This is a genomic window from Methylosinus sp. Sm6, assembly GCF_019802345.1.
Taxonomy (GTDB): domain Bacteria; phylum Pseudomonadota; class Alphaproteobacteria; order Rhizobiales; family Beijerinckiaceae; genus Methylosinus.
In genome coordinates this window covers 1-19,958 of record NZ_JAINDZ010000016.1, presented here as the reverse complement: position 1 = coordinate 19,958, position 19,958 = coordinate 1, and the positions used below count along the sequence as shown (strand labels likewise).

Annotated in this window: 18 protein-coding genes and 1 pseudogene; 6 read left to right on the top strand and 13 right to left on the bottom strand. The window is 67.6% G+C overall.

What is annotated here, in order from left to right; genetic code table 11:
* Window positions 1–35 precede the first annotated feature (35 nt).
* Both K3F48_RS12220 and K3F48_RS12215 read left to right on the top strand, forming a co-directional pair.
* Window positions 36–1,493: an amino acid permease gene (locus K3F48_RS12220; protein ID WP_222575717.1), complete on the top strand. Its 1,458-nt coding sequence runs from the start codon at window positions 36–38 to the stop codon at window positions 1,491–1,493.
* Window positions 1,494–1,580: 87 nt separating this feature from the next.
* Window positions 1,581–2,273 carry a sensor histidine kinase gene (locus K3F48_RS12215; RefSeq protein ID WP_222575716.1) on the top strand — a complete coding sequence of 231 codons (693 nt, stop codon included), beginning with the start codon at window positions 1,581–1,583 and terminating at the stop codon, window positions 2,271–2,273.
* Between the two features lie 22 nt (window positions 2,274–2,295).
* Here the strand turns inward: K3F48_RS12215 and K3F48_RS12210 are convergent, their stop codons facing one another.
* The 5 genes from K3F48_RS12210 to K3F48_RS12190 are packed head-to-tail and all read right to left on the bottom strand — an operon-like array spanning window position 2,296 to window position 8,031.
* Window positions 2,296–4,731: a glycoside hydrolase family 2 protein gene (locus tag K3F48_RS12210; RefSeq protein WP_255608898.1), complete on the bottom strand. Its 2,436-nt coding sequence runs from the start codon at window positions 4,729–4,731 to the stop codon at window positions 2,296–2,298.
* Between the two features lie 8 nt (window positions 4,732–4,739).
* A complete protein-coding gene (locus K3F48_RS12205) occupies window positions 4,740–5,750 on the bottom strand; it encodes a DUF1839 family protein (RefSeq protein ID WP_222575714.1) in 1,011 nt (336 codons plus the stop codon).
* On the bottom strand, window positions 5,710–6,621 hold the full coding sequence (locus K3F48_RS12200) for an amino acid--[acyl-carrier-protein] ligase (protein ID WP_222575713.1): 912 nt from the start codon (window positions 6,619–6,621) through the stop codon (window positions 5,710–5,712). Before K3F48_RS12200 ends, K3F48_RS12205 begins: the two co-directional genes overlap by 41 nt.
* A gap of 4 nt (window positions 6,622–6,625) precedes the next feature.
* Entirely contained in the window at window positions 6,626–7,783 is a 1,158-nt protein-coding gene (locus tag K3F48_RS12195) for an acyl-CoA dehydrogenase family protein (RefSeq protein ID WP_222575712.1), read from the bottom strand.
* Window positions 7,783–8,031, bottom strand: a complete 249-nt coding sequence (locus tag K3F48_RS12190) for an acyl carrier protein (protein WP_222575806.1) — start codon at window positions 8,029–8,031, stop codon at window positions 7,783–7,785. The genes K3F48_RS12195 and K3F48_RS12190 overlap by 1 nt, the downstream gene beginning before the upstream one ends.
* Before the next feature lie 420 nt (window positions 8,032–8,451).
* Here K3F48_RS12190 and K3F48_RS12185 point away from each other — a divergent pair, with 420 nt between their 5' ends.
* Together K3F48_RS12185 and K3F48_RS12180 are read left to right on the top strand one after the other, a co-directional pair.
* Entirely contained in the window at window positions 8,452–10,017 is a 1,566-nt protein-coding gene (locus K3F48_RS12185) for a GumC family protein (protein ID WP_222575711.1), read from the top strand.
* A gap of 22 nt (window positions 10,018–10,039) precedes the next feature.
* Window positions 10,040–11,191 (top strand): hypothetical protein, encoded by a 1,152-nt coding sequence (locus K3F48_RS12180; RefSeq protein ID WP_222575710.1) that lies wholly within the window; start codon window positions 10,040–10,042, stop codon window positions 11,189–11,191.
* Here K3F48_RS12180 and K3F48_RS12175 read toward each other — a convergent pair.
* On the bottom strand, window positions 11,154–12,236 hold the full coding sequence (locus tag K3F48_RS12175) for a polyamine ABC transporter substrate-binding protein (RefSeq protein ID WP_222575709.1): 1,083 nt from the start codon (window positions 12,234–12,236) through the stop codon (window positions 11,154–11,156). The genes K3F48_RS12180 and K3F48_RS12175 overlap by 38 nt on opposite strands.
* Before the next feature lie 107 nt (window positions 12,237–12,343).
* On the opposite strand from K3F48_RS12175, the gene K3F48_RS12170 reads away from it, so the two are divergent.
* A complete protein-coding gene (locus K3F48_RS12170; RefSeq protein ID WP_255608897.1) occupies window positions 12,344–12,811 on the top strand; it encodes an MmcB family DNA repair protein in 468 nt (155 codons plus the stop codon).
* A gap of 17 nt (window positions 12,812–12,828) precedes the next feature.
* Here K3F48_RS12170 and K3F48_RS12165 read toward each other — a convergent pair whose 3' ends face one another.
* The 7 genes from K3F48_RS12165 to yajC form a co-directional block, all read right to left on the bottom strand.
* Window positions 12,829–13,413: an ActR/PrrA/RegA family redox response regulator transcription factor gene (locus K3F48_RS12165; RefSeq protein ID WP_222575708.1), complete on the bottom strand. Its 585-nt coding sequence runs from the start codon at window positions 13,411–13,413 to the stop codon at window positions 12,829–12,831.
* A 38-nt stretch (window positions 13,414–13,451) separates the two neighbouring features.
* Window positions 13,452–14,828, bottom strand: a complete 1,377-nt coding sequence (locus tag K3F48_RS12160) for an ActS/PrrB/RegB family redox-sensitive histidine kinase (protein WP_222575707.1) — start codon at window positions 14,826–14,828, stop codon at window positions 13,452–13,454.
* Window positions 14,829–14,982: 154 nt separating this feature from the next.
* Window positions 14,983–15,876, bottom strand: a complete 894-nt coding sequence (locus K3F48_RS12155; RefSeq protein ID WP_222575706.1) for a squalene/phytoene synthase family protein — start codon at window positions 15,874–15,876, stop codon at window positions 14,983–14,985.
* 18 nt (window positions 15,877–15,894) lie between these two features.
* The gene (locus K3F48_RS12150) at window positions 15,895–16,275 is read right to left on the bottom strand and encodes an Mth938-like domain-containing protein (RefSeq protein ID WP_222575705.1); all 381 of its coding nucleotides are present in this window, start codon (window positions 16,273–16,275) and stop codon (window positions 15,895–15,897) included.
* A gap of 11 nt (window positions 16,276–16,286) precedes the next feature.
* On the bottom strand, window positions 16,287–17,270 hold the full coding sequence (gene secF, locus K3F48_RS12145; RefSeq protein ID WP_222575804.1) for a protein translocase subunit SecF: 984 nt from the start codon (window positions 17,268–17,270) through the stop codon (window positions 16,287–16,289).
* Between the two features lie 11 nt (window positions 17,271–17,281).
* Window positions 17,282–18,871 carry a protein translocase subunit SecD gene (gene secD / locus K3F48_RS12140; RefSeq protein ID WP_222575704.1) on the bottom strand — a complete coding sequence of 530 codons (1,590 nt, stop codon included), beginning with the start codon at window positions 18,869–18,871 and terminating at the stop codon, window positions 17,282–17,284.
* Between the two features lie 77 nt (window positions 18,872–18,948).
* A complete protein-coding gene (yajC, locus tag K3F48_RS12135) occupies window positions 18,949–19,419 on the bottom strand; it encodes a preprotein translocase subunit YajC (protein WP_222575703.1) in 471 nt (156 codons plus the stop codon).
* 258 nt (window positions 19,420–19,677) lie between these two features.
* On the opposite strand from yajC, the pseudogene K3F48_RS12130 reads away from it, so the two are divergent.
* Window positions 19,678–19,958, top strand: a pseudogene (locus K3F48_RS12130) (hypothetical protein); the annotation flags it as partial.

The following is a 19,958-nucleotide window of genomic DNA, read 5'->3' as shown; positions in this document are numbered from 1 at the left end:
TAGGGACGCCGCCGCCTCCGCCGAAGGACGAGGGCATGACCCGAGGAGATCTCGGCTGGAGCGCGCTGACCCGCGTGAAGCCGATCGAAACGCTCTGCGGGCAAGGCGGGGCCGAGAGCGGGCTGCGCCGCGTGCTGGGCCTGTGGCAGCTCACCGCGATCGGCCTCGGCGGGCTGATCGGGGTCGGCATTTTCGTGCTCACCGGCGTCGTGGCGGCGACCCAGGCGGGCCCTGCGGTCTCGCTCTCCTTCGTCATCGCCGGAGTCGCCAGCGCGGCGGCGGCGCTCTGCTACGCCGAATTCGCCGGCATGATTCCCGCCGCCGGCAGCGCCTATACTTACGCCTATGCCGTGCTCGGCGAGCTCGCCGCCTGGATCATCGGCTGGGACCTGCTGCTCGAATACGCCCTCGTCGTCGCCGTCGTCTCGATCGGCTGGTCCGGCTATTTGCAGGCGCTGCTCGGCCAGCTCGGCCTCGCTCTGCCGGTCTGGGCGGCGGGCGCCGCCGGAACGGGCGAGGGCCGCGTCGTCGATCTCGCCGCCACGCTCGGCGCGCTCGGCGTCGCCGCGCTGCTGGTGCAGCGCATCGAATGGGGCGCCCGCTTCAACGCGGCCATGGTGCTCATCAAGATCGCCGCCGTCGTGCTGGTGGTGGCGGCCGGCCTTCCGCATGTGCGCGTCGAGAACTGGACGCCCTTCATGCCCTTCGGCTTCGGCGGCGTCGTCGAAGGCGCCGCAGTCGTGTTCTTCGCCGTGTTCGGCTATGACACGCTGACCACCGCCGCCGAAGAGGCCCGCGATCCGCAGCGACAACTGCCCCGCGCGGTGCTGCTGTCGCTCGGCGTGGCGCTGACGCTCTATATCGCCATGTCCTTCGTGCTCACCGGCATGGCGCGCTATGATACGCTGAACAATCCGGCGCCGGTCGCTTCCGCCTTCGCCGCTCTCGGCATGCCCTGGGCGACTCTGCTCGTCTCCGTCGCCGCGGTCGCCGGCATTGTCAGCGTCATGCTCGCCTTTCTGCTCGGCTGCGCGCGCATCTGCTTCGCCATGAGCCGGGACGGGCTGCTGCCGGCCTGGCTCTCGAAGCCGCATCCGCGCTTCCACACGCCGCACCGGCCGACCTTGGTCATCGGCGCGCTGACCGCGTTCGTGGCCGGCCTGTTCCCGATCCGCGAGGTGGCCGAGCTCGTGAATATCGGAACGCTGTCCGCCTTCGTCGTGATCTGCGTCTCGGTGATCGTAATGCGCCACACCCGGCCCGACGCGCCGCGCAGCTTCCGCACGCCTTTCTCGCCAGTCACGCCGCTCGTCGGCGTCGGCTTCTCGCTTTGGCTGCTGTCGAAGCTCCCCGCCATCGCCTGGGAGCGCTTCGCGCTTTGGATGGGCCTCGGGCTGATCCTGTATTTTTCATATGGGCGCCGGCGCAGCCGGCTCGCCGCCGCGTCTTGCGCCGGGCGCAGCTGCGACGCCTCCGGCGCGGCGCCGGATTGACATTTCTCGACTGTGCTTTAGTTGTTCTAAAGCAGGCCGGCGCGACACGGGAGCGGCCCTCCTGTGTCGCCGCGGAGGATCCGGCGGATGAAAGAGAGTGTCGGCGACTCCTTCATTGCCGAGACGAGCGAGACGAAAATCGCCGTACTGGAGGCGCGACTCGCCGCGGTGCAGGACGAGCTTCGACTGGAGCGGGAGCGCTATGCGGAGCTGCGCCATCGCATCCGCAACGACCTGCAGGGCCTCGCCACGCTGATCTCCGCACAATCCCGCCGTCTCGACAGGCCGGAAGGATGCGCCCGCTGCGCCATGCGCCTGCGCAGCGCCGCGGCGCTGCACAATGCGCTGGACGAGGACGGCGCGTCGGACATTCGAATGGACGATTATCTCTGGGCGCTATCGGAAGCGCGGCGCAACGCCTTCGACGACCGCATAGCGGGTAAGATGGCCGCCGATGCGGACATCTGCCTCGACTATCGTCGCGCCCAATGTGTCGGCCTCGTCTATGTCGAGGCGGTCACAAATGCGATGAAGCACGCTTTCCCTGGCGGAGCGGCGGGCCAGATTGCCGCGCGGTTCCGTCGTCTCGGCTATGATCTCGAATTGACGGTGATCGATTCCGGCATCGGATTCGATCCCTCGCATTGCGCGCGCGGCAACGGCATAGAGCTGATGCGCGGCATCGCCCGACAGCTGCGCGGCCGGCTCGAGCTGTGCAGCTCGAAAATGGGCGCCATGGTGCGCCTCACTTTCCCCGAAACACTGGTTCGAGGACCTTGAAAGGGCGGCTCGCAGCCCGGGTTCAGCCGTAGCGGACCGCTTCTCCGTTCAACGCCGAAACCGCGCCTTGCGGGCCCCGCGCGCCGGCGCGGCGCGGAAGCAGCGCGATGCGGCGCGCCGCTCCGGGCGCGAGATGCAGCCAATTATCCGCCGGACGAAAGTCGTCCGCCTCGATCTCGACCGATTGCGCGACGGCCTCGCACGACAGTATCAAGGCGTAGCCCTGCGCGTCTTCCACGAGCTCGGCGCGAAGCCCGAGCGTCGCTTTGACCGCGCTGCGGCCGAGCGGAAAATGAAAAGCGTCGATCGGCGCATCGCCGCCCTCCGCGACGAAGCTCGCATGCGTGACGTCATGCGACGGCGGACCGAAGCCATAGGCGAGCGTCGTATCGAAAAAGCCGCCCCAGAACTCCACGTCGCGCAGCGTCACGACGCCATGCGCTTCGACCACGATGGGCCGGCGCGCCTGCATCACCTTCACCTTGCCCTCGCGATAGCAAGAGAGCGTGATTTCGCCGGCGACCCGATGCGGCGCGTCATTGCGCAGATGCACCAACAGCCCGTTGACCCCTTCGTCGGCGAGGATGAGCGATAGCGGGCGACAGGCGCGCTTCAAGGCGTAATAGGCCGATTTCGGCTCGTTATGCGCGTCGATGACTCCCCAGCCCGGCGAGGGCCATAGATCCTTCAGGAACCAGACCAGCGCGCCATGCGTCGACGAGCCGGCGCGCCGCCATTCGCCGATCGTCGCCTCCATCGCCTCCGCCACGGCGGCGCGGGCGATGTGAAGATAGAGCGTCGGATCGCTTTCGCGCAGCGCATCCGGATCGCAGCCGTAGAGCGCGCGCATGTAATGTTCGGTCACTTCACCGAAAGTCTGCATCGCGCCCATGTCGCGCGGCGCGCGTGCGGCGTAGAGCGGCGAGGCGAGCGGCGCCGCGCCGAAATCGCGCGCGAGCGACGCATTGTCCGGAGCGCAGGAAAAGCCCAGGCATTCGGAGGCGAAGCGCACGGCGGCGCGACGGGCGTCCTCGAGCGGACGGCGATAGGCGCCGACGCCGTAATAATGCGCGACGCCGCTGTCCGAATGAAAGGGCAGGGCGCCGCCGGAGGGCGAATTCTCGACATAGACGACGTCGGGACGATGCGCACGCGCGAGGCGCGGCAGCAGCTCGTCGAACAGAGGCGAGCGCCATTTCGCCTCCGCGAGGCCGAGCATGGCCGCCTGCTGATAGACCTCGCTGCCGCCGCAGAGCACCGACAGCGACGGCGCGGATTGCACGCGCTGCAGAAACTGCGTCGCCTCGCGCTCGACGCTCGCGCAAAAGGCCGCGTCCTGCACGGGGAAATCGAAATTGGCGAAGGCGAAGTCCTGCCAGACCATGATCCCCAATTCATCGCAGAGATCATAGAAATCGTCGCTCTCATAGAGAGTGACGCCGGGGACGCGGACCATGTTCATGCCGGCGTCGCGCATGGCGACGAGCAGGGGCTCGCAATCCTCGCGCCGGCTGCGCAGCGACACCGCATCCGCCGCCGTCCAGCACGCGCCGCGGCAGAAGATCGGAAGTCCGTTGACGAACAGCTCGAAGTCGCGCCCGTCGGCGCCGCGCTCGACGCGAATGTCGCGAAAGCCGACGCGGCCGAGGTCGATGTGCAGATCGCCGACGCGCGCTTCGACGACGTGCAGATGCGGTTCGCCATGCGTATGCGGCGTCCAGAGCGGACAGTCCGGCAGGCGCAGCGTCGCCTCGAGCCGCCGTTCCCCGGTGCGCGCCAGCGTCGTTCGTCGTCCGGCGCAGAGCAGCAGCGCCTCTCCCTCCGGCGTCGTCGCGAAATCGAGGGCGACGCGCAAGGTCGGAACGCCGTCCTCGACACAGGCGCGCATGCGCGCGTCGGTCAGCGGACCGGGCTCGACCAGCGCGATCTCGCGCCAAGGGCCGACCGGCGGCGTCGGCGGCGCGAAGCCGGGCAGGCGTCCGAGCGCGGTGGTGCGAATGGCGCGCAGGCCCGCGGGAACGATCATGCGCGGACGCCAGCGCGCGCGTCCGCTTGTCTTGGCGATTTCGCGCTCGACCGAACGGAAGGCGATGTGCAGCCGATGACGGCCGGGGCTCGCGACCGCGATGCGATGCGCGTGAAACATATTGTCGGAATGCAGGACGAGCGCGCCGTCGAGAAACACGTCGGCGACGCTGGCGAGACCGTCGAGCCGCAGCTCCGCCGGCCTCTCCGCGATGAAGCTCGTCTCGTACCAGACGTCGAGCGAGTCGAGCGCCGGCAAGCCGTCGAGCGCCTCGCCCGCATCAAGCAAGGCTTGCGCCAGCGTTCCGGGAACGCGCGCGGCGCGCCACAGGGCAGTCTCCGGAACGGCGCCGGGCTCGGCCGAGGCGCCGGTCTCGTCGATGGCGAAGGACCAGCCCTCTTCGAGGGCGATCCGATGGTCTCCGCCGCGCATCCGCATTGCTAGCGCGCGAGCCGTTTCGCCAGTCCGTCGACCAGCATGTCATAGGCGAGCGCCATCTCGTCGAGCGCCGGGCTCGCCTCGAGCGCGCGCTTGCGCGCGGAAGCGCGCGCCGCCTGGAACTGCAACGCCTTCGCGCCGGAGGACAGGCGCTCGCACGCCGCGCTCTCGGCGATGAAAGCGCCATTTGGCCGCAGCCATTCGAGATGACTGCCGAGCAGCCCGAAATTGGCGCCGACCTGGCGGAAGCTGTTGAAGGCGAGGCTGTGGAAGAAGCACGGCGGACGCGCGAGCAGCGCCTCCCACAAAGCCGGAAGCGCCGCGGCGAAGGCGCGCAATGGATTTTTCGCCGGACGACGGGCGAAGTGCTCGACCAGAAGACCCTCCGCAATCTCCCGCAGATCGTCGCGCGGCTGCGCGCGATCGAAGCGCACGAATTCCGCATAGGGAAACAGCGCGGCCGGATCGCGTTCTGCGCCTTCGGGTCCGAAGATCGCGTCGAAGTCCTCGCCGTCGAGCGAGAAATAGCCGTCGTTATGGAAGTAGTCGATGCGGCGGGCGCGAAGGTCGATGGCTTCGACGCCGATCGTCGTCTTGGAATGGTCGATGCGATAGGTCACGCCGCGCGTGTCGGGCAGATAATGTCCGTCGACCTCGACGAGCACGACGCGGCCGCGCGAAACCTGCAGCTCGATCTGGCTGTCGAGACGATCATAGAGCGACAGCTCCTCGAGCCGAACGCCATAGAGCCGTTCGAGATCGGCGATGCGCGGCTTGAAGAAGGTGAATTGATCGCCTTCGAAGTCCTGCGCGACCGTGAAGCCGAGCATCGCCGAGGGATCGAGCCCGCGCGAGGCGAGAAGCTCGACCCACAGATCGACATAGCAATTGGTCTGCGGCCAATCGCGCTCGGGATGATGCAGCGCATGACGCTCATGCGCCGCCTCAGGAGCGAGCGGGCTCGCCTCCTCGTCAGAGAGTGAGCGCGGCGCGCACTGATTTCGGCCAGCCATCGGTATCCAATCCGTGATGCTTGAACAAGGCGAGGGTGAGACGCTCCATGCCGAAGCCGACGCAAGCCGTGTGCGCGGTCTCGCCCGACGATGTCTCGATTCCCCACAGGGAGCCGAAGTGGTCCTGGTGGTAGTTGAAGCTCTGGCAGGCGGTGGGCTTCTCGACGCTCTCGATCGGCACCAGCAGCTCGAACTTCAGCGCCTGATCGCGCTGGCTCGACGCCATCATCTTGCCGGCGCGTCCGAAGAACGGATCATTGGCGACGTCGATATGATGCGGCAGCTCGAGCCGTTCGGCGAAGTCGCGCGCGCGATCGAGCCAGCGCTCGCGGAAGGAGGCGGCCTGCTCCGGCGCGCCGATGCGCACGAATTCCCGCATGCGGAACATCTGCATGCGCGCCGGGTCCTTGGACGGCTCGTGGCGGAAGCAATAGGACTGCACGTCGAACAACGCGCCCTCCGGCGTCAGCGGACCGCGCCGCGCGACGATCGGATAGAGCGGATAGCAGGCCGCTGGCGTCAGCACGATGTCGGTCGCAGCCTGTCCCTGCGTCCACGCGCCGCCGTTGTGAATGGCGTCGAGCAGGGCCATATGGTCCTTCTCGTTGCCATCGAAGCTGTGGACCGTTCCCGCGAGCTGCGGGAAGTTCTTCATATAGCCGCTCTTCTCGAACAGAGCGCGATTCATGCCGGGCGGAAAGCGAATGACTTCGGCCGCGTCGTCGCTGGCGAGGCGCGTGATCAGCCGGTCCAATCCGTCGACGACCGCTTCGAAGGAGGCGCCGCGTCCATAAAGTCCGTCGACGCCGGTCGCATGCAGGACGCCCTTGGCGAACATGCGGTCGAGAAAGCTGTCGCAAGCCTCGCACATGGCGTTAGTCTCCCAGTCGCGCGTCGATGCGCTGCGCGAGCAGCAGCGTCGACATATTGCCGAGGATGCGATCGTTGGAGATCATCACCCGCGCCGACAGCGCGTCGCGCATGTGGCGGCCGACGCTGTAGGGCGTGCCGTTCTTGTAGCCGGCGATGCCGGCGATGAGCAGCGCATGATTGATGATCTCGAGGGCGAGCTCCGAGGAGCCGACCTTGACGTTGTTCATCGTCACGGCGAAGCTCATCGAGTTGAGATCGTCCGGCTCGCTGTTGGCGCGTTCGAAGCGCCTCAGGCCTTCGACGATATTGGCGCGCATCAGCTGCAGCTTGGTCGAAGCCTCCGCGAGGCGCAACGCGCCGGGCGAGGGGCCGTCGAAGCGCTTGCGCGCGTCCTTGCGCACGAAGGCCTGAGCGCGGCCGAGGGCGTCGCTGGCGATTCCGAACCACACCGAGCTCCACAGCAGATGCGCCGTCGCCAGCATGGAATGCGAGGCGATATCGGCGAATTCGCTGGCGAGGATCTGCTCGTGAGGCGCTTCGCCGCTGAGCGTGAAGCCCTCGCTGCAAGTGCCGCGCATGCCGAGAGCGTCCCATTCGCCGCTGCGCTCGAGGCGATATTGTCCGCGCGCCAGCACGGCCATGCGCTGATCGGAGGGCGGCGCGTCCGCGGCGCGGCGCGCCGTGACGAGGATCGCGTCGGCCTGCGCGCCGTAAGAGATGAGCGCGCCCTCCTTGGAGACGCGGAACATGTCGCCGTCTCGCTCGAAAGCGCAGATGCTGTTGCGCAGATTGCCGCCGACCCCGCCTTCTGTCGTGGCCGATGCGAGCAGGAGCTGGGCGTCGGCGACGCGGCGCATGAAGCCGCGATGCCACTCGCTCTCCATCCCATGCGCGACGAGGCTCGACACCTTGATCTGATGCATGGCGAAGACCATCGCGGTCGACGCGCAATGATGGCCGAGCGTCGTGCACAGCTCGGCGACGTCGGCGAGCGGCGCGCCGGCGCCGCCGAGCTCTGTCGGGATCAGCAGCGACATCAGTCGCGCATCCTTGAGCGCCTGCACCGCTTCCGCCGGAAAGCGACCGCGGCGATCGACATCGTCGGCATGAAGAGCGGCGGCGGCGACGACGGTCGCTCCGCGATCCAAAGGCGCATTCATCAGGCGACCTCCTCCGGCTTCAGTTCGGCGATGCAGGAGGCGATCGCCGCGATCGAGGCGAAGCTGCGCCTGTTGAGCATGCGCTCGGGGAACTCGACGTCGAACGCCTCCTCGAGCGCCAGCATGAGCTGCACCGCAGCGAATGAGGTGAGTCCCGACGCATAGAGATCGGCGTCGTCGCGCAGCGTGTCGGCGGCGGCCGAGAGGCGTCCCTGTTCCTCCACGAGGCGTCGGATCGTTGCGAGCATCATCATCTCCATCGACATGTGAGTTGCGTATCGTCCTGTGGCTTCACCATACGGATTTCGCCGGCATTTGCAGCAAAGTTGCCGCTCGATGGTGAAGACATTGCGATCGGCGAAGGTGAATCGATCGACAATCGTGAGCGGCTGCTAATTCTGTTCCATTCGATTTGACCGTTTTTGGAAAGAATCTCCTACCGAGATGCACGAAAATGACACGCGCAGGCCAATCCTGGGACAGGCGATGCGTCCCGATATCTCACAGCGTCCCACAAATGCGTTTCGGCGCCTGCAAATCGTCTTTATTCGCCGCTAGCAGAAAATGCGGCTTGCGAGCATTTGGAGAATATCAACCACGGCGCCGAAATGCGGAAGGCGACGCGACGTCGTCGCCGTCGCGAGATTCGGGCCAGCAATGGACATCGCATGATGCTGGACTATCGCAGTCGAGGCGGTGACACGACCGAGAGCCCGGAGAGCGTCGTCATCGAAGAGGCGCGCGGCAAGAGCTCCATCACGCTCGCGAGCCTGGCGGCGCTCGCTCTGCGCTCGCGCTGGCTCATTTTATCCGTGGCCGTGATCGGCGCGGCGATCGGCTTCGGCCTCTCCAAAGGGCTGACGCCACGCTATGTCGCCGCCGCGCAGATCTATCTCGATCCGCGCAGCCTCCCCGGGCTCGAGGGCGACAATCAGGCGCAGGATTCGAACGGCTTCATCAATTTCGTCGAAACGCAGACGCGCATCATCGCCTCGCAAGCCGTGCTGGAGCGCGTCGTCGCCTCCGAGCATCTGCTCGACGATCCGCAATTCGCCGGCGCTCCGTCGCTGCTCTATCGTCTGTTCGGCGTCGGCCGGCGGCCGACGGAGGCGGAGAAAATGGCGGGTGCGGTGCATGCGCTCGGCGCGCGCATCGTCGTGCGGCGGCCGGAGCGCACCTTCATCATCGATATCGCCGCATCGAGCGATGATCCGAAAAAATCTGCGCGCATCGCCAATGCGGTCGCGCAGGCCTATATCGGCGTGCGCGGCGCCATGCATGCCGACGCCGCGCGGCAGGCGGCGAGCTCGTTCACCGCTGGGATCGACAGCCTGCGCGAGCGTGCGCTCATGGCCGAGAAAGCCGTGGAGAATTACAAGGCGCGTCACGGGCTCATCGGCACGCGCGAGCTCTATGCGGATGAGCAGCGGCTCAAAGAACTCAATCAGCAGCTCACTTTCGCGCGCACGCGGCTCGAGGACACGCGCTCGCGCTATGAGCAGGCGCAGAGAGGCGGGCGCTCGGACGCCGATCTCGCCGATATCGCCGCGAGCATGAATCTCATGACGCTGAACAATCTGCGCAATAGCCAGGCGGAAGCGGCGCAGCGTCTCGCCGATCTCTCGGCCGATCTCGGCCCGCGGCACCCGGTCGTGCGCAACGCGACGGCGCGGCTCGCCGAAACACGCCGTCTCGTCGCCGCCGAGCTCGGCCGCGTCGCGGGGTCGCTGCGCAAGGATTATGAGCGCGCGCGCAGCACCGAGGAAGCGCTGAGCCGAGAGGTGCGCAAGCTCGAGGGGCGAGCCGCGGACGCAGGCCAGGCCTCGGTCGAGCTGCACGATCTCGAGCGCGAGGTGGATGCGAGCCGCAGCATTTATCAGTCGTTCCTCACGCGCGCGCGCCAGACCGGCGAGGCGCGCCAGCTCGATGCGGCGAGCACGCATGTCATCACGATGGCGACGCCGCCGATCGCGCGCAGCTTCCCGCCGAGCGGCACGCTGATGGCCGGCGTGGGCCTCGCGGCGGGCCTCGCCGCCGGGCTCGGGATCGCCGTGCTGCGGGCGCGTCGCGCGCCGGAGAAAGACACGCAGCCAGAGACGCAGGCCGCAGGCGTTGCCGCGGGTGTTGCCGCGGGCGTCGCCGCTTCTGGCGAGCCCGAGAGCGTGACCGTCACGACCCGTTTCGCTCCGGTCGAGGAGGGGGAGAGCGGGGCGCAGGCGCGCAAATCCGCCTGACGCATCGCATCAGGACAATCGCATGACCGCCGAGGATACGCCCGCCGAGACGCTGTTCCTGATCTCGAGCTCCCCCGCGCCTTGCGGCGTCGAGGCCTTTGCGCGCGCCGTCGCCGGGGCTTGGCCGCGGATCGGGGGGAAGGCGCGCATGCTCGCCGTCTCGGGCGGGCCGCGCGATCTCGCGGCGATCTGGAGGGCGCTCGGCGCATGCGATGCGATCGCGATCAATGTTCCGGTCGTGGCCTGGAAGAAAGCGCTGCTGACGCCGCTCGCCGCTTTGATCTCGGCGCGTCTGCGCGGCCGCGGCAGCGCGCTCGTTCTGCACGAATGGGCCGATCTCGACTGGCGTCGGCGCCTCGTCGTCGGCGCTTATGCGCTGGTCGCGCAGGCGCTCGTCTTCTCGTCTCCGCATGTGCGGGCGGGCTTCCTGGCGAGCCGCGCGATGCGCCTCGCGGGCAAGCCGACCGTGATCGCGCCGATTCCGTCCAATATCCCGCCGGTCGCGCCTTCCGCCGCGCCGCGCTTCGCCGCGCGGCTGCGTGAGGCCAAAGCGCAAGGGGGGATTATCATCGGCCATTTCGGCGCGATCTATCCCAAGAAGCAGAGCGGCTTCGTGCTCGATGTCGCGGAAGCCGCGATGCGCGCGGGCTGTCCGGCCTTCTGCCTCTTCATCGGGGGCTTCGTGAAGGGAGCGGATCGCGTCGAGGATGAATTTTATGCGAAGGCGCGCCGGCTCGGCGTCGAGGAGCGCATGCTCGTCACCGGCTATATCGACGATTTCGCCGAGCTGAACGCCCTGTTCGGCGAGGTCGACTGCTTCCTCTATCGTTTTCCCGAGGGGCTCACCTCGCGGCGCGGCAGCGTGCTCGCCTGTCTGCAATCGGGTCGGCCGGTGATCGTCAATGCGCCGCGCGAGACGGACGAGTTCGATCATCATCGCATCTATCGGCGGGCGTTCGCCGACGGATCGCTGCGCCTCGTCGACAGCGGAGCGGATGCGGCGGCCTATGTGAGGGCGCTGGCGTCGATCGATGCGGGAGGCGTCGCGACGCGGCCCGCGAGCGGCGCCTATGTCGACAGCTGGCGCGATGCGGCGGCGGCCGTCGCCGGCGCGTTGCGGCGCTCCGGGAGCCGCGTCAGCGCCCGGTCTTCACGCGCGTCCATTCGCGGGTGACGATCTTCTGGATCGCGAGATCCGGCGCCGTCACGGTGAACAGCTTTCTCATCGCCGCCGTGTCGGGATAGATGGCCGGATTGTCCGCGATCTCCTTGTCGACGAGCGGACGCGAATCGGCGACGCCATTGGCGAAATGCGTCACCTTGGTGTTGCGCGCGGCGATGTCGGGACGCAGCAGGAAATCGATGAAGAGATGCGCTTCGTCGGGATGCGGCGCGTCCTTGGGGATGGCGAGATTGTCGAGCGACATCAGCGCGCCCTCCTGCGGGATCACATAAGCGATCTCGACGCCATTGGCCGCCTCGCGCGCGCGGTTGCGCGCCTGGAAGCTGTCGCCCGCCCAGCCAATGGCGAGGCAGATGTCGCCATTGGCGAGCGCATTGATATATTCGGAAGAGTGGAATTTCTTGATGTATCGGCGCAGCCCCGAGAGGAGATCGGCGGCGCGGCGAATGTCGCCAGGTTCCTTCGAATTCGGATCGAGCTTCAGATAATTGAGCGTCGTCGAGAACAGATCCTCGGGACTGTCGAGCACATAGACGCCGCAATCGGCGAATTTGCGTAAATTATCGGGCTTCAGCGCCTGGTCCCAGGAGACGATGGGCTTGTCGCCGATGCGCTCCTTGATCTTGGCGACATTGAAGGCGATCCCGGTGGTGAACCACATGTAGTTGACAGCAAATGCATTGCCGGGGTCGTAGCGGGAGAGGCGCATCGCGATGTCGGGCCAGACGTTCTTCAGATTGGGCAGCTTGCTCTTGTCGAGCGGCCGGAACACGCCGGCCTTGATCTCGCGCTGCAGGAAGGTCGCCGAAGGGACGACGACGTCATAGCCCGCCGAGCCGGCGAGCAGGCGCGTCTCCAAAACTTCGTTGGAGTCGAAAGTGTCGTAGACGACCTTGACGCCCGTCTCGCGGGTGAAATCCTCGAGCACGGTCGGATCGATGTAATCGCTCCAATTGAAGATATTGACGACGCGCTCGGCGCCATGGGCCGCGCCGGCGCCGAGGGCGAGGAGCAGAAGGGCGAAGATCGATCTCATTTTTGCGCGGTTCTCCTCGGTCGCCGGGGTCCGAACGCTTGCGCGCGGCGTGGCGCCGGCGCCAAGATCACGCTCGTCGCCCTTTCGAGACGAGCGAGAGCGCTTCGATGGATATTGCACCCCTCCCGCCGCCGGTCGGCGCGAGCCTTCGCGAGGAGAATGCGCGCCTCGTGACGCGCGGGACCCGCCGCTATCTGCGCGCGGCGGGCCTCTCCATTCTCACCGAGCTGCCGCTGCCGGGCGGGCGCCGCGCCGATCTCGTCGCGCTCGCGCCCGACGGCGCGATCCGCATCGTCGAAGTCAAATCCTCGCTCGCCGATTTCCGCGCCGATCATAAATGGATGGACTATCGCATCCATTGCGACCGTTTCTATTTCGCCATTCCCGGAGATTTGGAGCCGAACGCATTTCCCGCCGACGCGGGGCTCATCGTCGCCGACGGCTATGGCGCCATCGTGCTGCGCGAGGCGCCGGCGCATCGTCTGGCGCCGGCGAGCCGCAAGGCCATGCTGCTGCGCTTCGCCGGCGCGGCAGCGGAGCGTCTCTATCTCGCTTCGCATCGTGACGAGCGTTGAGCGCCGGCGGCGCGCGATCATCGCGGCGCGCGCTTGGCCAGGATGCGCTGCAGCGTGCGGCGATGCATGTTGAGGCGGCGCGCCGTCTCCGAGACATTGCGGTCGCATGACTCATAGACGCGCTGAATATGCTCCCAGCGCACGCGGTCGGCCGACATCGGGTTTTCGAGCACGTCGGGCTTGTCGATCTGCGTCGCCATCAGCGCGTGATAGATTTCGTCGGCGTCGGCCGGCTTGGCGAGATAATCGAAGGCGCCGAGCTTCACCGCGGTCACCGCGGTGGCGATATTGCCATAGCCGGTGAGAATGATGCCGCGCGAATCGGGACGCTTGGCCTTGAGCCGCGAGATCACGTCGATGCCGTTGCCGTCGCCGAGCCGCATGTCGATGATGGCGAAGGCGGGGGCGTCCGCCTCGACCGCGGCGAGCCCTTCGGCCACGGTCTCGACCGCGGTGACCGCGAAGCCGCGCGCTTCCATGGCTCGCGTCAAGCGCGTGAGGAAGGGCTTGTCGTCCTCCACGATCAGCAGCGAGCGCTCTTGCGGCAGCTCGCCCGTCTCTTCGAAATCGGCGTCCTGGGCGCTGTTCTCTTCGATCGTCATTGCGTCGACGTCCCCGATCATGATCACCCCCGAATATATCACTGCTTCGTGTCCGGCGAAGCCGTTTGTGCCTCTCCAGGCCGCGTGTCGCGCTCGCCGCCGGCGGCGCTGCGCTCCAGCGCCGAGCGCGGCCACACGATCGTGACCCTGGCCCCGGTCTTCGGCGGAAGCGCATTGGCGGTCGTCACCGTCGCGCCCGAGCGCTCCAGCAAGGTCTTGGCGATGAACAGTCCGAGGCCGAGCCCGGCGCCGGGCTCGGTCTTGGTGCGGCGCTCGCTCGAGCGGCCGCTCACATAAGGATCGCCGAGCCGGTTGAGAATGTGCTGCGAGAAGCCCGGGCCGTCGTCCTCGATGACCACGACGACGAGATTGCGCGACCAGGACGCCTCGATCTTGACTTTCGAATGGGCGAAATCGACGGCGTTCTCGACGAGATTGCCGAGCCCGTAGACGATCGCCGGATTGCGCACGAAGGCCGGCTCGTCCGGCGGTCCGCTCTTGATCACCTCGACCTCGACGCCGAAAGCGCGATGCGGCTCGACCACCTCCTGGATCAGCGTCTCCATCGACGCCTGGTCCAGCAGCCCGCCGGTGTCCTCCGAGCCGAGCGAGACGAGCTTGCGCAAGATTTCCCGACAGCGCAGCGCCTCCTGCGCGAGCAGAGCGAGATCGTCGGCGAGCGCCGGCGCATTCTCCGGCAAGGACTTCTGCAGCTCCTTGGTGACGAGCGCGATCGTCGCGAGCGGCGTGCCGAGCTCATGCGCCGCCGCCGCCGCGAGCCCGTCGAGCTGGGAGAGATGCTGCTCGCGCTCCAGCACCAGTTCAGTCGCCGCGAGCGCGGTGGAAAGCAGCCGCGCCTCGTCGGAGACGCGCGCGGCGTAGAGGCCGACGAAGGCGGCGCTGAGCACGAGCGAGGTCCACACGCCCGTTCGATAGAGCAGCGGGAAATGCAGCTGCACGCCCTCGTACCAGGGCAGAGGCAGGAACTCGACGGTGAGGATCGTCGCCGCGGCGATCATCAGCAGGCCGAGCAGAATGGTGAGCTTGCGCGGCAGCGACACCGCCGAGATCATCACCGGCGCGAGGAACAGCATGGCGAAGGGATTGGCGACGCCGCCGGTGAGATAGAGCAGGGCCGAGAGCTGCAGAATATCATAGGACAACAGCAGCGCCGCCTCGCTGTCGTCGAGCCGGAAGGTGCGCGGCGTGCCGAGGCGCAGCGCCACATTGAGGCAGGCCGAGGTGGCGATGGCGATGAAGCTGAGGCCGATCGGGAAATCGAAGTTGAAGTAATAATAAGTGGCGAGCGTCGCTATGGTCTGGCCGATGATCGCCAGCCAGCGCAGGATGATGAGCGTGTCGACGCGAAGCTGGCGAGCCTGATGGCCGAGATCGGCGTCGGCGGGATTGATCATGGGGCGCGGATCGGTCTCGGAGCTTGCTGCGATTCTGGCGCGTGCGGGCGCGGTTTCATCGTCCATAGCGCGTTTCGGGCGCCGGATGCATCAAACTTCGAGGGGTGCGACATATGGGCTCGCGCTTTCCGCGAAGCCAGCGGCATGACGCCGATCACAGGCCTTTGCCGCGCGCGGCGCGCCACAGCCGCCATTGCCGGCGCCATTGCGCGGGCGGGGCGGCGGGCCGAAACGGATCGAAGGCCTTGCTCTCCATCGGCTTCAGATAGAGCGGAACCAGAGCGGCGGGCAGCAGCGCCGCGCCGGCCGGTCCCTGGCCGACCACAGCGCGCCGCGCCGCCTCGTAATGGGCGAGGGCGTGCGCGCGGATTTCGGCGAGGACGCTGCGGATGGCCGGGGTTGCGCGGGCGTGGCCCATGTCCTCCGCGGCGCGATGGCGCGCCATCAGCTCGGCGGGAATAAATTGCTGGCCGAGGGCCAGATGGTGGGGAAGGGAGCGAAGAACAAAGGCGAGGCCGACGGCGCGGCCGGCGAGCCGCAGCGCCTCTTCCTGGCGAGCCGCGTCTTCTGCGTCGATCGCGGCGGCGCGCCAGCGCATGGGCGCGCCGAACACATTGTCGCTATAGGTCTCGAGAGCCTCCATGGATTCCATCGGCTCGTCATAGAGGTCGAACACATGCGCTTCGAGCAGGCGGATGACGTCCTCCGGCGGGATGGAGCGGCGCTGCAGCGTGTCGATCAGCGCATCGGCGACCGGGTGCGCGCGCGCGCCGCCGCTCTCCTCGCCCGCCCCCGGCTCGCCGGCCGCCTCCAGCGCGTCATACCACCATCGCAGCCGCATCTCGCCGAGCAGAGGCTGCGACGTCTTGGCCCGCACGCTCGCGATCTCGACGGCGAAGGCGCCGATGGCGTGGAGATGCGGACGCGCGGCCGCGGGCGCGAACAGACAGGAGAGCCAGAGATCGACGTCCTGCTCGCGGACGAGCTCCTCGCAGCGTCGGTAATTCTCGGCGAGCTCGGCGTCCCGCTTCGTCCGCGCGTCGTCCATCTCGATCGGCTCCGCTTTTCAAACGGCGATCAGCACCGCCGCGACGCGCCGATCCTCGTCGACCAGCATGTTATAGGTGCGCACGGCGGGGCCCGTCGCCATCGCCTCGACCATGATCCCGCGCGCGCGCAAGCGAGCGTGGAGGGCGGCGCCGAGCGGGCGCAGATTGGCGCCGGCGCCGAAGATCAGCAGCTCGACCGTCCCGGGCGGCTCGGCGAGGAGGGGAGCGAGCGTCCCCTCGGTCACTGCGGCCGCTTCGGCCGCGTCGATGGCGTGGACGCCGGACGGCAGGGCGAGCAGCGAGCCGCGATGCGACATGTCCGCGAAACGGAAGCCCCCGCCGCCATAGGCCTCGATCCTGTGACGGCCCGGAACGAAGCCCTGTCCATGCTCCGCCATGGCCCCGCGCCTCAGGCGGCCTTGGGCTTGGCGCGGGCGCTCGTCTTGGCGGGCTTGGCGCCGGATTTGGCCGGCGCGGGCTCGGGCGCCTTGTCCTGATCCTCGCTGCGCAGGCCGAGATAGATCAGCATGGGCGAGCAGATGAACACCGAGGAATAGGTGGCGACGAAAATGCCCCAGATCATCGCCAGCGAGAAGCTGCGGATCACATGGCCGCCGAAGATCGCCAGCGACATCAGCGCCAGGAACACGGTCGTCGCGGTCATGATGGTGCGCGGCAGCACGGCGTTGATCGACAGATCGATCATCTGATCCGTCGGCATCTTCTTATATTTTCGCATCATCTCGCGAATGCGGTCGAGCACCACGACGGTCTCGTTCAGCGAATAGCCGACGATGGTGAGGATGGCCGCGATCGAGGTCGTGTTGAACTCGAGCTGGGTGAGCGAGAAGAATCCGACCGTGAGCAGAAGATCGTGCATCGTCGCGATGACGGCGCCGATGGCGAACTGCCATTCGAAGCGGAACCAGAGATAGGTGAGCACGGCGACGATCGACAGCACGACGCCGAGCGTGCCCGACTGCACCAGCTCGCCGGAGACGCGCGGGCCGACCACTTCCACGCGGCGCAGCTCATAGTCCGCGCCGACGGCCCCGCGCACCTTCTCCACCGCCGCCTGCTGCGCGGCGTCGCCGCCGTCCTGCAGGCCGAAGCGCAAGGTCGCGTCGGACTCGTTGCCGAAGGCCTGCACCTCCATGTCGCCGAGGCCGAGCGTCTCCACGGTCGAGCGCAATGTCGCGACCTCGGCGTGGCCGGATTTGGCGCGCACCTCGATCACCGTGCCGCCGGCGAAGTCGATGCCGAAATTCATGCCATGCAGGATGAACAGCAGCACCGAGGCGATCGAGAGCATGGCCGAGAAGGGATAGCTCACGCGGCGGAACCGCATGAACGGGAATTTGGTGTTCTCCGGGGCGAGACGCAGGAGCTTCATATGCTTCACCCTCAGATCGGCAGGCGCGTCGGACGCGCGAAGTGATACCAGGCGGCGATCATCATGCGCGTCATCGTCACCGCGGTGACGATGGTCGTCAAAATGCCGAGCGCCAGCGACACGGCGAAGCCGCGCACCGGGCCGGAGCCGAGGAAATAGAGGATCGCCGCGGCGACGAACATGGTGACATTGGAGTCGACGATGGTCGCGAAGGCGCGGTTGAAGCCGGCGTCGAGCGAGGCGAGGATCGATCGCCCGCCATGCTGCTCCTCGCGGATGCGCTCATAGATCAGCACATTCGAATCGACCGCCATGCCGATCGTCAGCACGATGCCGGCGATGCCGGGCAAGGTCAGCGTCGAGCCGGTGAGCACGAGGCCGGCGAAGATGAAGGCGATATGGACGAACAGCGCCAGATTGGCGAAGATTCCGAACACGCCATAGGTGATGAGCATGTAGACGACGACGAGGCCGGCGCCGACATAGGCCGCGCGCTTGCCCGCGTCGATCGAATCCTGGCCGAGGCCGGGGCCGACGGTGCGCTCCTCGACGATGTCGAGCTTGGCGGGCAGGGCGCCGGCGCGCAGCAGGATCGAGAGATTATTGGCCTGCTCGACCGTGAAATGGCCGGAGATCTGTCCCGAGCCGCCGGTGATCGGCGTCAGGATGCGCGGCGCCGAAATCACCTTGTTGTCGAGCACGATGGCGAACAGGCGCCCGACATTCTTCGAGGTGACCTCGCCGAACTTCTGCGCGCCGCGAATATTGAAGCGAAAATTGACGACAGGCTCGCCATTGCGCTGGTCGAAGCCGGGCTGGGCGTCGGTCAGATCCTCGCCCTGCACCATGACTTGGCGTTCGATGCCGATCTTGCCCTGCTGCTCGGTCTGTTCCAGCTCCTCGATCTCGGAGGGGCTCGCGCCGGGCTCGGCGACGAGGCGGAACTCGAGCTTGGCTGTCTGGCCGAGGATCTGCTTCAGCTGCTCGGGATCCTGCAGCCCGGGGACCTGCACGATGATGCGATCGTCGCCCTGGCGCTGAATGCTCGGCTCTCTGGTGCCGAGCGCGTCCACGCGGCGGCGGATGACCTCGATCGACTGCTCGACGGCGCGGCGAACCTTGTCGGTGACGCCCGCCTCGGTGACGACGATCTGGACGAGGCCGTCGTCGCCCTCGCGCACTTCGAGCGGCGGCGCGCCGCCCATCCGCGCCGAGCCGAAGCCCTGCGCCAGCTGGCGGAACTTCGGCAGCGCCTTGGCGCGGTCGGCGGCTTCGGGGATGCGCAGCTGCACGCCGCGCGCCTGCGCGCCGATGCCGCCGGTGATCGCTATTTTTTCCTCACGCAGGATGCGGCGCACGTCGTCGCGCAGATTCGTCACCTGCGTGTGCAGCACGGAGGGCTTGTCGACCTCCAGCATCACATAGGAGCCGCCCTGCAGATCGAGACCGAGCACGATGGTGCGCGGCTGCGCCCATTCGGGCAGCGCCTTGGATATGGCCTGCAGGCTCGCCGGCGATACGAGGCTGGGAACGACGACGAAAATAGCGGAGAGCGTCAGCGCCAGAACGGCGATGATCTTCCATTTGGAGAAGCGCAGCATCGAGCGTCCGTTCGATGTAAAAGCCGCGCGCGCCGGCCGATCCGGCGCGATTGCGGCGAGCGATTACCGCCGATGCGTCAACGCGCGCCGGCTTGATCCTTTACCGGCTCGCCCTTGGCGCGCACGTCCGAGATCGCCTGCCGAAGGACGCGCACGCGCACGTTCTGCGCGATCTCGACCTCGACCTCGGCGTCGTCGATCGTCTTGGTGATCTTGCCGACGAGGCCGCCGCTGGTGACGATGGTGTCGCCGCGGCGCACATTCTTCAGCGCCTCCTTCTGCTCCTTGGCGCGGCGGTTCTGCGGCCGCAGCACGATGAAATAGACGATCAGTGTGATGAACAGAAGCGGCGCGAGCTGCGTCAGCATGTCGGGAGCCGGCGGGGGCGGGGCGGCGGCGTCCGGCGCGCTCTGCACGGTGGCCGTCGGCGGAACCGGCGGCGGCGCGGCCGGCGCGGGCGCCGCAGGAGCCGGGGGCGCGGGAGGCGTCGGAGGGGCGGGGGCGGGCGCCGGATCGGTCTGGGCTTGTGCGATCTGGATCAATTTCATGTTCGATCTCTTAGAAGCGGCGGACGCGCCTGGCGCCGGCGCGAACGGCCGGCCAACGGGCGCGGACTATAGCCGCCCGCTTCCCGAAATCAATGGCGGCGCCGGCTCTCGCGATCACGCGGCGGTCGGTGGGATTTCCGCGTGAACTGTGCGACAACGCACAAGGCGCAAGCCGCGTCCGAGCTAGTATTCCTCCCTCGAAGCGACGACGCATCAAAAAGGCGCCGGCTTCGCGGCCGCTCAAACGGAGGGTTACCGATGTCGAACAAATATATCTTGGTTCTCGCCCTGGGCGCGGCGCTCGCGGCGCCTTCCGCGGCGCTCGCCCAGCATCACGGAGGCCATGGCGGCGGCCATGGCGGCTGGCACGGCGGCGGCGGTCATGGCGGCTGGCACGGCGGCGGCGGTCATGGCGGCTGGCACGGCGGCGGCGGTCATGGCGGCTGGCACGGCGGCGGCGGTCATGGCGGCTGGCACGGCGGCGGCGGTCATGGCGGCTGGCACGGCGGCGGCGGTCATGGCGGCTGGCACGGCGGCGG

Coding starts and splice junctions, on each gene's coding strand:
- K3F48_RS12220 (WP_222575717.1), top strand. CDS start 36: ATGACCCGAGGAGATCTCGGCTGGAGCGCGCTGACCCGCGTGAAGCCG.
- K3F48_RS12215 (WP_222575716.1), top strand. CDS start 1,581: ATGAAAGAGAGTGTCGGCGACTCCTTCATTGCCGAGACGAGCGAGACG.
- K3F48_RS12210 (WP_255608898.1), bottom strand. CDS start 4,731: ATGCGCGGCGGAGACCATCGGATCGCCCTCGAAGAGGGCTGGTCCTTC.
- K3F48_RS12205 (WP_222575714.1), bottom strand. CDS start 5,750: ATGGCTGGCCGAAATCAGTGCGCGCCGCGCTCACTCTCTGACGAGGAG.
- K3F48_RS12200 (WP_222575713.1), bottom strand. CDS start 6,621: ATGTGCGAGGCTTGCGACAGCTTTCTCGACCGCATGTTCGCCAAGGGC.
- K3F48_RS12195 (WP_222575712.1), bottom strand. CDS start 7,783: ATGAATGCGCCTTTGGATCGCGGAGCGACCGTCGTCGCCGCCGCCGCT.
- K3F48_RS12190 (WP_222575806.1), bottom strand. CDS start 8,031: ATGCTCGCAACGATCCGACGCCTCGTGGAGGAACAGGGACGCCTCTCG.
- K3F48_RS12185 (WP_222575711.1), top strand. CDS start 8,452: ATGATGCTGGACTATCGCAGTCGAGGCGGTGACACGACCGAGAGCCCG.
- K3F48_RS12180 (WP_222575710.1), top strand. CDS start 10,040: ATGACCGCCGAGGATACGCCCGCCGAGACGCTGTTCCTGATCTCGAGC.
- K3F48_RS12175 (WP_222575709.1), bottom strand. CDS start 12,236: ATGAGATCGATCTTCGCCCTTCTGCTCCTCGCCCTCGGCGCCGGCGCG.
- K3F48_RS12170 (WP_255608897.1), top strand. CDS start 12,344: ATGGATATTGCACCCCTCCCGCCGCCGGTCGGCGCGAGCCTTCGCGAG.
- K3F48_RS12165 (WP_222575708.1), bottom strand. CDS start 13,413: ATGACGATCGAAGAGAACAGCGCCCAGGACGCCGATTTCGAAGAGACG.
- K3F48_RS12160 (WP_222575707.1), bottom strand. CDS start 14,828: ATGATCAATCCCGCCGACGCCGATCTCGGCCATCAGGCTCGCCAGCTT.
- K3F48_RS12155 (WP_222575706.1), bottom strand. CDS start 15,876: ATGGACGACGCGCGGACGAAGCGGGACGCCGAGCTCGCCGAGAATTAC.
- K3F48_RS12150 (WP_222575705.1), bottom strand. CDS start 16,275: ATGGCGGAGCATGGACAGGGCTTCGTTCCGGGCCGTCACAGGATCGAG.
- secF (WP_222575804.1), bottom strand. CDS start 17,270: ATGAAGCTCCTGCGTCTCGCCCCGGAGAACACCAAATTCCCGTTCATG.
- secD (WP_222575704.1), bottom strand. CDS start 18,871: ATGCTGCGCTTCTCCAAATGGAAGATCATCGCCGTTCTGGCGCTGACG.
- yajC (WP_222575703.1), bottom strand. CDS start 19,419: ATGAAATTGATCCAGATCGCACAAGCCCAGACCGATCCGGCGCCCGCC.